Genomic DNA, 13,655 nt, shown 5'->3' with positions numbered 1-13,655 from the left:
ACCCCGCTCAGCCCCGGTAGAGGGCGTCGATCTCGACCGAGTACGTCTTCTCCACGACCTTGCGCCTCAGCTTCATCGAGGGGGTGAGCAGCCCCTCCTCCTCGGTGAACCGCGAACCCAGTATCCGGAAGGTGCGGATCGACTCGGCCTGGGAGACCTGGGTGTTGGCCGCCACCACCGCCCGTCTGACCTCGGCCTCCAGATCGGGGTCGCGCACCAGCTCGGCCGGGTCCAGGCGCGGCTTGTTGCGCATGGTCAGCCAGTGGTGCACGGCGTCCTCGTCGAGGGTGACCAGCGCGGCGATGTAGGGCCGGTCGTTGCCGATCACGACGCACTGCGCCACCAGCGGGTGCGCCCGCACCCGCTCCTCCAGCAGCGTCGGCGAGACGGTCTTGCCTCCGGAGGTCACCAGGACGTCCTTCTTCCGCCCGGTGAGCGTCAGATAGCCGTCCTCGTCCAGCGCGCCGAGGTCGCCGGTGGCCAGCCAGCCGTTGTGCAGCACCTCGCCGGTGGCGCGGGTGTTGTTCAGGTAGCCGGCGAAGACCTGGCCGCCGCGCAGCCACACCTCGCCGTCCTCGGCGATGTGCACCGAGGTGCCCGGGATGGGGACGCCGACGGTGCCGAAACGGGTCTGCTCGGGCGGATTGGCGGTGGCCGCGGCGGTGGTCTCCGTCAGCCCGTACCCCTCGAAGACGCGGATGCCGGCGCCGTCGTAGAACAGCCCCAGGCGCCGCTCCATCGCCGAGCCGCCCGACATCGCGTACCGGCAGCGGCCGCCGAGGGCGGCGCGCAGCCGGGAGTAGACGGCCTTGTCGAAGAAGCCGTGCTGCATCCGCAGGGCCGCACCAGGGCCGCGCCCGGTCCCGAACGCCTTGGCCTCCATCGCCTCGGCGTAGCGGACGGCCACGTCCACCGCCTTGTCGAACACCTCCAGCCGCCCCTCCGCCTCGGCCCTGCGCCGCGCGGCCTGGAAGATCCGCTCGAAGATGTAGGGCACGGCCAGCACGAAGGTGGGCCGGAAGGCCGCCAGGTCGGGCAGGAGGGCGGCGGCGGTCATGTTGGGCTGGTGGCCGAGTCTGACGCCCGCGCGCACCGCCCCGACCTCGATCATCCGCCCGAAGACGTGCGCGAGGGGGAGGAAGAGCAGGGTGGAGGCCTGCTTCCCGTCCCCGGAGGGGAAGAGGGCCTCGTAGCGCCGGACGATGTTGTCGCACTCGGCCATGAAGTTGCCGTGGGTCAGCACACAGCCCTTGGGGCGGCCGGTGGTGCCGGAGGTGTACAGGACGGTGGCGGGGGTGTCCGGGGTCAGTGCGAGCCGGTGCCGGTGCACCACGTCGTCGTGGAGGTGCGCCCCGGCGGCGGCCAGCGCGCCCTCGGCGTCCGCGTCGAGCTGCCACAGCCGCTTCAGGCGCGGCAGCCGGTCGATGACCGAGCCGACGGTCATCGCGTGGTCCTCGTGCTCCATGACGGCGGCCGTCACCTCCGCGTCGTGCAGCATCCAGTGGACCTGCTCGGCCGAGGAGGTGGGGTAGACCGGCACCGGCTGGGCGCCGACGGACCACAGGGCGAAGTCGAACAGTGTCCACTCGTAGCGGGTGCGGGACATGATCGCCACCCGGTCGCCGAAGCGCACGCCCTCGGCGAGCAGCCCCTTGGCCAGCGCCAGCACCTGGTCGCGGAACTCCGCGGCGGTCACGTCCCGCCACGCGCCCGAGGCGTCCTTGCGGGCCATCACCACCTGGTGCGGGTCGGTGTCGGCGCGGTCGAAGACGGCGTCGGCCAGCCCTCCGGTCTGAGGCTCCGTCGCCAGGGCCGGGACGGTGAACTCGCGCACGTGCCGCTCCTCGTCGCGCTGTGCCATGGGGGACTCACGGCGAGGTGACCGTATCGGATCCGCGGGGCGCCCAGGAAGGGAGGTGATGCGGCCCGCCGGGGTAAATACGGTCACTTCGGGACACCCGTGCCGGGCCGTCACCGTTCATCCCGGCCCTCTCCACCGGATCTCCCGTGCGATTCCCCCTCTTGCGCGGTGGGACGTGACCGCCGGGGCGGCGGTTCCCGGGCCGGTCGCCCGTCCCGCGTGCCGTTTCCCGCCCCGGTCCCGTCCGCCCGTCCCGCCGCCGTCAGGACCGCCGGGCGCCGAGCGCGACGCGGTGCTCGCCGGCGTAGACGTTCATCGACGCCCCCCGCAGGAAGCCGACCAGGGTCAGGCCCGTCTCGGCCGCCAGATCGACGGCCAGGGAGGACGGCGCGGAGACGGCCGCCAGCACGGGCACCCCGGCCATCACCGCCTTCTGCGCCAGCTCGAACGAGGCCCGCCCCGACACCAGCAGCACCGCGTGCGACAGCGGCAGCTCCCCCCGGGTCAGGGCGCGTCCGACGAGCTTGTCGACGGCGTTGTGGCGCCCGACGTCCTCGCGCAGGTCCAGCAGCTCCCCCTCCGGGGAGAACAGCGCGGCCGCGTGCAGGCCGCCGGTGCGGTCGAACACCCGCTGGGCCGCGCGCAGCCGGTCGGGCAGCGCGGCCAGCACCTCCGGCTCCAGCGGGGGCAGCTCCCCACTGATGGGCCAGCGGGCGGTGGTGCGCACCGCGTCCAGGCCGGCCTTGCCGCACAGCCCGCACGAGGAGGTGGTGTAGACGTTGCGCTCCAGGGTGATGTCGGGGACGGTCACCCCGGGGGCCAGGCGCACGTCGACGACGTTGTAGCTGTTGCGCGTGGTGCCGTCGGCCTGCTCGGTGGCACCGGCGCAGTAGACGATGTTCGCCAGCTCCTCCGGGCGGCCCAGCACACCCTCGCTGACCAGGAAACCGGCGGCCAGGGCGAAGTCGTCGCCGGGCGTGCGCATGGTGATCGCCAGCGGCCTGCCGTTCAGACGGATCTCCAGCGGCTCCTCGGCCACCAGGGTGTCCGGGCGCTCGCTCACCGCACCGTCGCGCAGACGGACGACGCGGCGGCGTTCGGTGACTCGGCCCATGGAAGATCAGTCCCGTCTCGAAGTGGTGCTGTACGGCCGCGGCTCCTCGGGCCGGGCCCGATGTCCCATTGTGCGCCGCCGACGGGCCCCTCGGGCCCCGGAAGGCTCAGCCGGTGAGGCGGCCGGCGAGCCGGCGGGTCGCCGGCGCCGGGGCCGTCCCCAGGAGGTCGTGGAGCAGTTCCTGCAACTGCCGGTAGCTTCGGACCGCCTCGGCCCGGCGCCCCTGGCGGTCGAGGGCGTGCAGCAGGACGCGCCAGGCCCGCTCGCGCAGCTCGTCCACGGCGATGACCTGGCGGGCCCGTTCCTCGGCCTCCTCGGCACGGTCGGCGGCGAGCAGCGCGCTCCCGTGCTCCTCCAGAGCCCACAGCCACCGTCCGGTGAGCCGTTCCCGTTCGCGGTGGGCCCACTCCTGGCGCCAGTCGGGCAGGAAGGGGCCGCGGTAGCAGGCGACCGCCTGCTCGCAGGACTGCCAGCGCGGCGCCCCCTCTTGCCGGCGGGCGTGGTCGATCCAGTGCTCGAATCGCTGTACGTCACTGGTGACCTGTACCCCGGACGAGAGGCCGTAGCGTCCGGCTCGGTGGGTGATGTAGTCGGCCCTGGGGTGCCAGGCCGGGCGCAGCGCCGAGCGCAGGATCCGTATCGTGGTGCGCAGCCGGGCCTCGGTCCTGGCCGGGTCCTCGTCGGGCCACAGGAGCTCGATGAGTTCGTCGCGGGTGGCGCCGCCGGTGTGCGCGAGGCGGAAGAGGATGAGCTGCGCGTGCAGGGAACCCCAGCGTTCGGGGAGCACGAGCACCCCGGACAGGCGCACCTCGGAGCCGCCCAGACAGCGCAGGCCGATCTCGGGCAGGGGCTGGTGCCCGGCGTCGGAGATCGCCTCGGCGGCCATGCCGCGGATCCGCGCGGTGGGGTCCCGGTGTCCGGCGAGCAGCTCGTACGCCCACGCCTCCCGCTGTCTGCCGAGCGCCCTGACCGCCCATTCGCGGACCCGCTCGTCGGGTGAGGCGAGCAGATCCGCGGCCAGGGGTGCGAACGCCTGGGCCCAGGCCGTTCCCAGCGGGCCCGGGAGCGGCAGGGGTGCGGACCCGTGCTCGATCGCGGCGGGCAGCAGCACCCCGAGCCGTTCGGTGATGGAGGCGGTCAGCCCCGGGTAGTGGCACATCTGGGTGAGGAGGTGGCCGACGTGTTCGCCCAGCGCGGCCCGGTCGCCCTCGGTGTGGGCGAGGGAGGCGGCCGCCAGTCTCCACCGCAGCAGCTGGTGCGGGTCGCCGTAGCGTTCGAGGAGGGTTCCGGCCTCCTCGAGAGCCGCCCTCGCGGCCGCCGGGTCGGCGAGCCCCGCGTATGCGACGAGATGGACCGCCAGTGTCCACAGGTCCTGCTGCATCCGCGCCACGTCCACGGCCGAGCGCGCGGTGCGGGCCGCACTCAGCAGACTGCGGGAGGACTCCGCCTGCGCCTGGGCCATCAGCACGTCGGCGCCCAGGAGCGAGGAGCATCCGGAGTCCAGCTCCCGCAGGGAGCGCAGGCAGGCGTCGTGCGCGGCCTCCGTGTCGCCCTGGTGGAGCAGGGCGACCGCCCGGTTGTACTGCGCGAAGCCGACGATGTGGGAGACGGGCGGACTGCCGCTGTGGCGCAGCGCCCACTGGGCGTGGTCCAGGGCCTCGGCGTGCTGCCCGCTCCAGTTGAGCACGAAGGCCAGGCAGTTGTGCGTACGGGCCAGGCCCAGGCGCAGGCCGTGCTGCCGGGCGATGTCGACCGCCTCGCGCAGCAGTGCCCCGGCGTTGTCGAAGTCACCCCGCCGCAGGGCGACGAGCAGGGCGGTGTTGGCCAGCACGTGCCGCTGCCCTTCGGCGTCCGCCCGGCGCTGGAACACGCGCAGCTGCCTTCGCAACAGCCCCTCGGCCTCGTCCAGCCGCCCCTGCCCGCTGTGGACCAGCGCCAGCCCCTCCCGTAACTCGTCCCAGTCGCGGTGCTCCTCGTCGGTGTCCGCGAGCAGCCGCCGGGCGGCCTCGAGAAGCCGCCCGGCGCCGGGGATGTCTCCGCGGTACCAGCTCAGGACACCCTGCGCGGTCAGCACCCGGGCGCGTTCGTCCGCGCGGCCGGCGCGCTCGGCCAGCCGGTGCGCCCGCTCGTAGCAGAGCGCCGCCCGCTGCCACTGCGCCAACTCGGTCCAGGCCTCCCCGGTGCGCAGCGCCAGTTCGATGTCGTCCGCCCTGAGATGCGGGGGGATCCGCTCCACCAGCCCGACGAAGGTGTGCGCCTCGCCGCGGTCGCACAGCGGCTTGGCGAGGTCCTTCAGCAGGGCGACAGCCCCGGGGAAGTCGCCGCCGTCGATCGCGTGCCTGCACCGGGTCGTCCCACGGACGACCGACGGAGTCTCCTCGTAGCCGATCACGGTGCGTCGCTCCCCTCTCCGACACGGCTGTGACGGGGGACTGCCCCCATGTCACGGGCCGGACGCGTGGTTTCACTCTCGTTTCACCGCCGGGCGCCACGCTCAGAGCGTAGATGTCGTGCCCACGCCATGCGTAGAGGGCGAATCCGCGCATGCCCGGGCCACGGCCGGTTCCCCGACGAAAGCGAGCCGTCACCGTGACCGATCTCCCGCCTTCGCCGCCACCACCACCACCGCCACCGCCGCCGACCGGGCCGGACGCGCCGTGACCGCGACGAGCGCCCGCGCCCGCGGGCCGCGGCTTCGCCGCGTCCTCGGTGTCCTCGGACTGCTGCTCACCCTCGCGGCCACCACGACCGCGCCCGCCTCCCCGGCCCCCGCACCCCCGCCGCGGCCCGAGCCGGGACCGGCCACCTCACCCGGCCCCCGGCGCACACCGGCCCAGGCCCACCACCGGCTGGAACTCAGCGGCAACACCGCGGGCGACCAGTGGCGCGGCACCCAGCACATCGCCTTCACCAACACCGGGGGCACGCCCCTGGACCGGATCTGGCTGCGCCTGTGGAGCAACGGCATCCACGGCTGCGCGGCGACCGACCCGATACGGGTCACCCGGGTGACCGGAGGGACGCCCGGCCCCCTCGCCCAGGACTGCACGGCCCTGCCCGTGGACCTGCCCGCCCCGCTGGCCCCCGGCGACGCCACGGAGATCTCCTTCCACCTCGCCATCGACGTGCCCTACCAGCACCAGCGGTTCGGCAGGGTCGGCGACTTCTCCTACCTGGGCAACGCCGTACCCGTCCTGGCCGTGAGGGACGCCGGCGGCTGGCACCTGCCGCCGTACGTTCCCGAGGGCGGCAGCTTCGGGGAGAGCTTCTTCTCCCTGACCGCGGACTTCACCGTCACCCTCGACCATCCCAGCGCCCTCGCCGTCCCGGCCACCGGAACCGTCCAGAGCACCCAGAGCGCCGACGGCCGCACCGTCACCCGGATCCACGCGCCCCGGGTCAGGGACTTCGCCTTCGCCGCCGGACCGTTCCGCGAGGTCACCGCGGTCACCCGCACCGGGGTCACGGTGCGCGGCTGGGCCACGCCCGACGTCACCTCGGCGCAGGCGCGGTCGGTGACCGCGACGGTGGGCGGCGCCGTCGACTTCTTCTCCGACAGCTACGGCGCCTACGCCCACGGAGAACTGGACGCCGTCATCAGCGGCGCGTTCACCCCGCAGGGCGGCGGCATGGAGTACCCGGGATTCGTCCTCACCGAACCCACCGGATCCGTCGCCGCCCACGAGACGGCCCACCAGTGGTGGTACGGCATGGCCGGAAACGACCAGTACCACCATCCCTGGCTCGACGAGTCGGTGGCCCAGTTCGCCACCGACCTGTACCTGAACCGCCGGCGCGACTGCAGCCCGGTGAGCGGCTGGCCGTCGGCCTCCGCCCGGGTCGACGCCGGCATGGACTACTTCGCCGGCAATTACGCCGAATACGTCCCCACCGTCTACCACCAGGGCGTGTGCATGCTCCACGACGTGCGCGCCACCGTCGGCGCCGAGGGACTGCGCCTGGCGCTGAGCGACCTGATGGCCCGCAACCGGTACGGCGTGGTCGAGCCCGCCGAGTTCCGGCAGACGGTGCAGGAGCACAGCCGCACCGACCTGGACCCGCTGTGGCAGCGCTGGCGCAGCGACCGCGGCTGACCGCGACCGAACCACCCGGGACGACCCGGGAGAACCCCGAAGGCACGACGAGAGGAGACCAGATGACATCTGACCGCGGACACCGCGCACCCCGCGCACCCCGCGAAGGGCGCTTCGCGCCCTTGTGGACCAGACTCGGCTGGGCGGCCGTCATGGCCCTGCTGGCCGCACTGCTCGCCCCGGCGGCACAGGCGTCCCACCACCACACCGGCTCCACCCAGAGCCATCTGCACAACATGCACTACAACACCGTGAACTCCGGCGGACCCGGCACGTACGACGAGCAGTACTGCGGCCAGGTGCACTCCAGTTCCTACCTGACGCACAGCCAGGCCACGAACTTCCTGCAGAACACCCTCACCGGCCAGGGCGACCGCGACTGGGACGGCACCGGCGACTACCGGATCGACATGTGGCTGGCCCCCAACCCCTGCACCTCCTACCCCTCGGCCGAGCGGGCCGGCATCGAGATGGAGTACCACTACGCAGCCGACTGGAGCGGGGTGTGCGGCGGCAGCTACGGCTACTACAACTGCGCCGTCGACCAGAACCCCGTCTACAACTCCGCCTACGGCCACACGGACTACCGCTGGAACGTCATCTACCTGGTCGACAGCTCCGGTGGTCAGCTCGACAACCGCGGACGCGCCTTCATCAACCACGAGACCGGGCACTCCTGGGGGCTGCTCGACCCGCGCTGGGACGGTGACTGCCACACCCCGAGCATCATGCACGGCAGCTACACCTACGGCTGCACGAACTGGCAGAACTGGTGGCCCAGCAGCTACGACTACAACTCCGTCGTCACCGTGATGAACGGCGTCTGACCTCCGGCCGAGCGGAAGTGGGATTCGACATGCTTCGACGACTGCGCGACAGCAAGGCGAACAGCGAGAGCGATGGCGGGAGGAACAGCCGGAGGAACACCAGGAGCAACAGCCGGAGGAAGGCGGCCCTCCACCTGGCGGCCATGGCCGGGGTGCTCGCACTGGCGGGCGGCTTCGTCGCCCAGAGCGCCTCACCCGCCCACGCCGAGCTGACCCTGGAAGGCGGACTGCTGGTCAGCACCCGCGAGGACTTCCGGCTCTGCGTGAGCACCACCGGAGAGCTCGACAACCCCCGGCAGGCCCGCGCCGAACTGGTCTCCGGACTCGCACAGGTGCAGAAACACCCCGACTGGGAGGCGGCGTTCGGCGCACCGCCGGCGCGGGCCGCCGTCGCCGCCGCCGACACCTGCCCCTCGGTACGGCTGCCGGAGAGCGTCGAGCGCACCACGATCGTGGGCCCCGGCGTCACCGAGGACCCCACCCCGTACCGCACATGGGTGCACATCCTCGACGAGCGGACCGCCGACCGCGTACTGGGCGCCGGGGTCCAGGCCGCCACCGCCCCCGCGGAGATCATGTTCGACGCGGACCGGCGCGGTGCGACCGTGTCCACCGCCGTCCTCGTCCGCGCCGGGTACCTGGACGACCAGACGTTCCGCAAGGGCCTGCTCACCGAGGGGATCGGTCTGCTCCCGACGGTGAAGGCCCCCGACCTCTCGGCGTCCGTCCACTCCGTCAAGGGCGCCCCCGAGACGGACGAGGGCGCGGACAAGGGCGGTGAGAGATGAGCCGGCTCCCCGTCCCGCGCCGGCTGCTGACCGCGGTGGCGGTGGCGGCACTGACCCTGTTCGGCGCGTTCGCCTCCACGGCCGCCGCCACTCCCCGCGGCGGGCAGGACGCGCCCGCCAGCGTCGGCGCTCCGGCCGACTCCGCAGGCCCGGCCGCCCGGGAGGTGGGCGCCACCGCCACGACCCGCTCGATCAGCTGCGCCGGGGCGGGGCGCGCGGCGGGGTGGCGGGGCGACCAGCTGGTGCTCGCCGTGGCGATCGCCCTGGCCGAGTCCGGCTGCACCCCGGGAGCCACGGGATACAACGGCCCGACCACCGGCTGCCCCTACGGATCGGCGGACCGGGGCGCGTGGCAGATCAACGACTGCTACCACTCCGACGTCTCCGACGCGTGCGCCTACGACCTGCGGTGCAACGCCGACGCGGCCTACCGGATCTACGGCTGGAGCGGCGGCTTCACCCCGTGGACCACCTACAACACCGGTGCCTACCAGGCGTACTGGAGCGAGGCCGAAACCGGCGTCAACGCCCCGTCCGGCAACAACACCTACACGGTGCGCACCGGCGACGGCACCGGCTACGTCAACCTGCGCTCCGGCCCGGGGACCGGTTACTCCGCCGTCGGCCGGGTCCAGGACGCCGACACCGTCCGGATCAGCTGCTACTCCCTCGGCACCACCCACGTGGGTCCCTGGGGCAGCTCGAACCTGTGGAACAGGCTCACCAGCGGTTCCTGGATCAGTGACGCGTTCGTCTACACGGGCTCCGCCGCCCCCGTGGTCCCGCGCTGCTGACCTTCCACCGCCCGGACACCACCGGCCCGGAGGCGGGCCGGTGGTGTCCGGGCGTACGCGGTTTCTCACCTGCGGTGAGAGCCCGCGCGATCTCCCCGCACCCCGCCGGACCACGGCTTATGCATGTGAGAGGCACCGCGAAAACTTGGTATGGTGTTCCCCGTCGCCGCGGCCGGAAGGCCGCGGGTCGCACACCGGTCCGGGTGGCGGAATGGCAGACGCGCTAGCTTGAGGTGCTAGTGCCCTTTATCGGGCGTGGGGGTTCAAGTCCCCCCTCGGACACCAGTGGAAGCCCCAGTCGATCTGGGGCTTTTCTGTTTCCCGGTTCTGGGGAGCCCAGGGTGACGGCGTTCTCGGCTGACGGGAGCAGCCGGTCCCGTGGACCGTCGGCAACTGACCGCAGGGATGGCGCGGGGTACCGTGTCCGGCACTCCCAGCCTTTGCCACCGGCGCGCCTCGGGCGCCGGTGGCCCGTGAGCGTCAGGTGTGCGGGTCCAGGGAGCGCAGCAGTTCCAGCAGCCCCTGAGCCGGGACCAGTTGGTCATCGGTCATCGGGTCCGGGCTGAAGTGCATCAGGCTGTTGCGGAAGTTGCGGCAGTCCTCGAGCGCCTCCAGGAAATGCTGCTGGTCGATGGCCCATCCCAGTGCGGCCCAGTTCTCGGGCACCCTGAGCAGGTGCCCGTAGGCCCCGAAGGTGAGGTCGGCGGCGGAGTGCACCCTGGCGGCGCGTTCCTTCTGGGAAGCTCGGATGCGGTCGAGCGGAATGCACCGGTCGACCACGCGGCGCAGGCGCTGCTCGATCTCTTCCACCAGGACGAAGGGGCGCACGCGCGTGCCGAACTGCACCGTCAGGTCGGAGGCGGTGATCAGACCGCAGACCTTGTGGTCGTGGTCGCGCACGAGCACATATCCGGACTGCTGGATGGCCCCGATCCAGTCGAGCAGGTCGTCCGAGCGGTCCGCCTCCAGAGCTCGTACCGTGGCGGCCTGGAGATCGGCACCGGGGTCGGCCATCCGGGCGCGTCCGATCGACTCCCAGCTCACGACACCCCGCAGCCGCCCGTCGGCGTCGAGGACGGGCAGTTGGCTGTAGCCGCGCAGCACCATGAGCGTCATGGCGGTTCCGATACCGTCCCCGACGCGTACGCACTCGGGCATGCGGTTCGCGGACGCCAGGTTGCTCACGCGGTACGCGACGGTCTGCGTCTCGGCCTCCTCAGCCAGCAGGTGACCGGCGGCGTGCGAGGCGGCCTGGCCGACGGCTGTCAGGTGAGCACTGGTGGAGAGCCTGGTCACCGCACTCGTCCCCGACTCGTCCGGCTCGGCACCTCCCGCCAGCACCGCGATCCGGCTGTCGAGCGTGCCCTCGGTGAAGGGCGGTACGGTGACCAGCCCCCGCGCCTCCAGGTCACTCTCGATCTGCTCGGTAGCCGCCGGATAGCGCCGCTGGAAACCCCAGACTCCGAGGAAGTCCCGGACGGACAGGGTGAGCGGCTCCTCGGCGCTGCGCCGGCGCACCTCCCCGTACAGCTTCGCGGGCTCGGTGAGGGTGGCGGCGAACTCGTCGGCGTCGGGGCGCCCGGGGTCGGGCTTGCCCTCGGCTAGGGCGGCCACGCGCTCCGCCGCGCCGAACCTGCTGAGCTCGAAGACGGTCAGCAGGGAGCCCATGCTGTCCTGCAGATCGGACTGGATCACCTGCCGGTCGACATCCGTGACGAGCCACTGGACCCGTCGCACGTGCCGCATCCCGTCGGGGGCCTCCGCCCGGTACTCATAGCCGCCCGTCACCCGGCCGATCGCCACCCGTCCGGACTTCAGCGGCAGGGCGACGAGGTCACCAGGCTGGATCTCATGGAGGAAGCGGTAGAGCTGACCGGTCCAGTTTCCGATCGTGTACGGGCCCTCGTCGGGGTAGGCGGCGGCCACGGCGGCTCTGATGTCGTCACGGGATGCGGCGGCGGCGAGGTCACCCATCGCGAGCCTGTCCCATCCGACGATGAGGATGCCGTCCTCCAGCGCCGCCCGTTCCCTCTCGCCGTTCTCCCCGGCGCGCACCACCCAAGCCCGCATGCCACCCCTCCCCAGGTATAGACACATGATCGCGTGGCGTGACCTTACAGCGGCTTCGGGTGACGATCGTCGAATGCGGTCATGCCAACGCCGTCCGGCGATGGTTTTCGGCCATCCGTCTCCTTCGTACCTAGCCTCTGCTTTCGCTACGCGGCCCGGGGCGCACCGCTCCTGTCGAGTTCATCCGTCCCCTGCACGAGGTTGGCCGGGAACCCGGCGACATGCGGCCTCCGCAGACGCGACCCGTGGGAGCCCCGTCGTCCGGGAAGGACGGCGGGGCTCCCACGTGCGTACAGGTGTCAGAGACTCCGCTCCGACGAGGCCAGTCCGAGAAACCCTGCCCACGCCTCGCGCGACACCGTGAGGACCGGCCCGGCAGCGGCCTTGGAGTCCCGGATGTGCACGGCGGCCGTGTCGGCCGCGACCTCCACGCACTGACCGCCCTCGGTCCCGCTGTAGCTGCTCTTGAACCAGACGAGGCCGGAGGCGACGGTCGAGGACTCAGTGTTGGTCATAGTGATCCCAGCACCCCTTCGATGAACTCCAGCGACTCTCGCGGACTGAGAGCCTGTGAGCGGATGATCCCATAGCGCGCGTGTGCGAGAACCGCCTGTTCCGGGTCAGTCTGAAGAGAGCCGATTCCCTGCGCCTCGGCGTACAGGAACTTCTTGCCGTCCTTGCGTGTGACGACCGTGAACGGTCCGTTCACGCCCGCGTTGTCCTCGCAGCCGAGTGGCATGACCTGAAGTTCGACGTTCCGCTTCTGGCCGACCGTGAGCAGGTGTTCCAATTGTCCGCGCAGCACGTCCTTCCCACCGTACGGGCGTCGCAGCACCGGCTCGTCCACCACGAAACTGAGCAGCGGCGCGGGCCGCCGGTCCAGGAGTTCCTGGCGGGCCAGCCGTGCGGCGACGCGCAGTTCGATGGTCTCCGGGTCCAGCGGCGGGCGCCGCATGCCGAGCAGCGCACGCATGTACTCCTCGGTCTGGAGCAGGCCGTTGACCACGAGCGTGTCGTACATGACCAGTTCGATGGCCTCCTTCTCCAACGCCGCCATCCCCTGGAAGAAGAGCGGGTACTGGGCCCGCTCCACCTCCTCCTTCCACAGGCTCAGAAGCCCGTCGGCGCCCAGCACTTCGTCCGCCCGCTCGATCGTCCGGGGCGACGGAATCCTCCGCCCCTGCTCGAACGAGGCGACCGTCGAGGCCGAGTACCCGATCCGCTTGCCGAACTCCTCGCGCTCCAGGCCCTGCCGCGACCGCAGGGCCTTCATGGTCCGCCCGAACGCGGTGACGACACCGCGTCCGCTCTCGTCCTCCGGCCGCCGCCCGGGCCCGTCGTCGCCTTCCCAGCCGTCACCGAAGTTCACGACCGCCCCGCCACTCGGGGCGGTCTCCCCGTCCGTACGCTCAGTCATCGAACATCACCTCACCGGGCCAACGCGCCTACCCGGGAGGCGGTCACGCCGCATGCCTCGTACCCGCACGCGTACCGCGCGTACAAGCGGCCCGCGAGGCGCGTCACCACTGGTCGCGCCGCGCCGCCACGGGGACCGTGGTGGGCATGACGAGCAAGCCCGGCAGCCCCGTTGACGCCACCCGTCCCACCCGCCTCACCGGCCCCGGCGACCACGTCTTCGGGATGCGCTTCACCTCCACGCCCAGAGGGGCCCGTCTCGCCCGGCGGCTGGTCGCCGTCCGCCTCGACGCCTGGGGGATCCCGTACGGGACCACAGCGCACGACGAGATCGTGCTGATCGCCGCCGAGCTCACCGCGAACGCCGTGCGGCACGGGCACGTGCCCGGCCGGGACTTCCACCTCCGCCTGCACGCACCGGCCGGCGGCCGGTGCGTGCGCGTCGAGGTCACCGACACCCGCGCCGAACGCCTGCCGGTGAGTCCCGCCGCCCCGGACGCCGAGAACCCGGAGGAGTCGGGCCGGGGCCTGCTCCTGGTGTCGGAGCTGGCCGCGCGCTGGGACTGGCACCCGCGCCGGGACGGGCCGGGCAAGACCGTCCGGGCAAGACCGTCCGGGCGGAGTACGCGCTGGGGGAGCGGTGAGCACTCATGTAGATCTGCTGCACGGGTGATCCGGTGGTGCAATCCAC

10 protein-coding genes, 1 tRNA gene and 1 pseudogene are annotated in these 13,655 nt (G+C 72.3%); 6 read left to right on the top strand and 6 right to left on the bottom strand.

The features are described 5' to 3' along the window. Nucleotides 1-7: 7 nt before the first annotated feature. From BM237_RS12775 to BM237_RS12765, 3 genes are all read right to left on the bottom strand, one after another. Nucleotides 8-1,834, bottom strand: coding sequence for an AMP-dependent synthetase/ligase (locus BM237_RS12775; RefSeq protein ID WP_093849766.1), 1,827 nt, complete (start codon nt 1,832-1,834; stop codon nt 8-10). 289 nt (nt 1,835-2,123) lie between these two features. After that, nucleotides 2,124-2,975: a formate dehydrogenase accessory sulfurtransferase FdhD gene (gene fdhD, locus BM237_RS12770; RefSeq protein WP_093849695.1), complete on the bottom strand. Its 852-nt coding sequence runs from the start codon at nt 2,973-2,975 to the stop codon at nt 2,124-2,126. A gap of 106 nt (nt 2,976-3,081) precedes the next feature. After that, nucleotides 3,082-5,367: an ATP-binding protein gene (locus BM237_RS12765; protein ID WP_093849694.1), complete on the bottom strand. Its 2,286-nt coding sequence runs from the start codon at nt 5,365-5,367 to the stop codon at nt 3,082-3,084. A gap of 265 nt (nt 5,368-5,632) precedes the next feature. On the opposite strand from BM237_RS12765, the gene BM237_RS12760 reads away from it, so the two are divergent. From BM237_RS12760 to BM237_RS12740, 5 genes are all read left to right on the top strand, one after another. Continuing rightward, the gene (locus BM237_RS12760; RefSeq protein WP_093849693.1) at nt 5,633-7,069 is read left to right on the top strand and encodes a M1 family metallopeptidase; all 1,437 of its coding nucleotides are present in this window, start codon (nt 5,633-5,635) and stop codon (nt 7,067-7,069) included. A gap of 62 nt (nt 7,070-7,131) precedes the next feature. Further along, the gene (locus tag BM237_RS12755; RefSeq protein ID WP_139238096.1) at nt 7,132-7,896 is read left to right on the top strand and encodes a hypothetical protein; all 765 of its coding nucleotides are present in this window, start codon (nt 7,132-7,134) and stop codon (nt 7,894-7,896) included. 29 nt (nt 7,897-7,925) lie between these two features. Then, on the top strand, nt 7,926-8,684 hold the full coding sequence (locus BM237_RS12750; RefSeq protein ID WP_139238095.1) for a hypothetical protein: 759 nt from the start codon (nt 7,926-7,928) through the stop codon (nt 8,682-8,684). Next, entirely contained in the window at nt 8,681-9,478 is a 798-nt protein-coding gene (locus BM237_RS12745) for a hypothetical protein (RefSeq protein WP_093849690.1), read from the top strand. Before BM237_RS12750 ends, BM237_RS12745 begins: the two co-directional genes overlap by 4 nt. A 197-nt stretch (nt 9,479-9,675) precedes the next feature. Next, nucleotides 9,676-9,763: transfer RNA gene (locus BM237_RS12740), tRNA-Leu, on the top strand. A 195-nt stretch (nt 9,764-9,958) separates the two neighbouring features. Here BM237_RS12740 and BM237_RS12735 read toward each other — a convergent pair. The 3 genes from BM237_RS12735 to BM237_RS12725 form a co-directional block, all read right to left on the bottom strand. Further along, nucleotides 9,959-11,548: a CBS domain-containing anti-phage protein gene (locus tag BM237_RS12735; RefSeq protein WP_093849689.1), complete on the bottom strand. Its 1,590-nt coding sequence runs from the start codon at nt 11,546-11,548 to the stop codon at nt 9,959-9,961. A 299-nt stretch (nt 11,549-11,847) separates the two neighbouring features. Continuing rightward, nucleotides 11,848-12,063 carry a DUF397 domain-containing protein gene (locus BM237_RS12730; RefSeq protein WP_093849688.1) on the bottom strand — a complete coding sequence of 72 codons (216 nt, stop codon included), beginning with the start codon at nt 12,061-12,063 and terminating at the stop codon, nt 11,848-11,850. Continuing rightward, nucleotides 12,060-12,965, bottom strand: coding sequence for a helix-turn-helix domain-containing protein (locus BM237_RS12725; RefSeq protein WP_093849687.1), 906 nt, complete (start codon nt 12,963-12,965; stop codon nt 12,060-12,062). Before BM237_RS12725 ends, BM237_RS12730 begins: the two co-directional genes overlap by 4 nt. A gap of 146 nt (nt 12,966-13,111) precedes the next feature. Here BM237_RS12725 and BM237_RS12720 point away from each other — a divergent pair. Next, nucleotides 13,112-13,570: pseudogene (locus tag BM237_RS12720) on the top strand (ATP-binding protein); the annotation flags it as partial. Nucleotides 13,571-13,655: the final 85 nt, after the last annotated feature.

The organism is Streptomyces mangrovi (genome assembly GCF_900114215.1).
Classification (GTDB): domain Bacteria; phylum Actinomycetota; class Actinomycetes; order Streptomycetales; family Streptomycetaceae; genus Streptomyces; species Streptomyces barkulensis.
This window is presented reverse-complemented; position numbering and strand designations above follow the sequence as displayed.

Excerpts from the sequence above, each read along its gene's own strand:
- fdhD (WP_093849695.1), bottom strand. The coding sequence starts at position 2,975 with ATGGGCCGAGTCACCGAACGCCGCCGCGTCGTCCGTCTGCGCGACGGT.
- BM237_RS12755 (WP_139238096.1), top strand. The coding sequence starts at position 7,132 with ATGACATCTGACCGCGGACACCGCGCACCCCGCGCACCCCGCGAAGGG.
- BM237_RS12750 (WP_139238095.1), top strand. The coding sequence starts at position 7,926 with ATGCTTCGACGACTGCGCGACAGCAAGGCGAACAGCGAGAGCGATGGC.
- BM237_RS12745 (WP_093849690.1), top strand. The coding sequence starts at position 8,681 with ATGAGCCGGCTCCCCGTCCCGCGCCGGCTGCTGACCGCGGTGGCGGTG.
- BM237_RS12735 (WP_093849689.1), bottom strand. The coding sequence starts at position 11,548 with ATGCGGGCTTGGGTGGTGCGCGCCGGGGAGAACGGCGAGAGGGAACGG.
- BM237_RS12730 (WP_093849688.1), bottom strand. The coding sequence starts at position 12,063 with ATGACCAACACTGAGTCCTCGACCGTCGCCTCCGGCCTCGTCTGGTTC.
- BM237_RS12725 (WP_093849687.1), bottom strand. The coding sequence starts at position 12,965 with ATGACTGAGCGTACGGACGGGGAGACCGCCCCGAGTGGCGGGGCGGTC.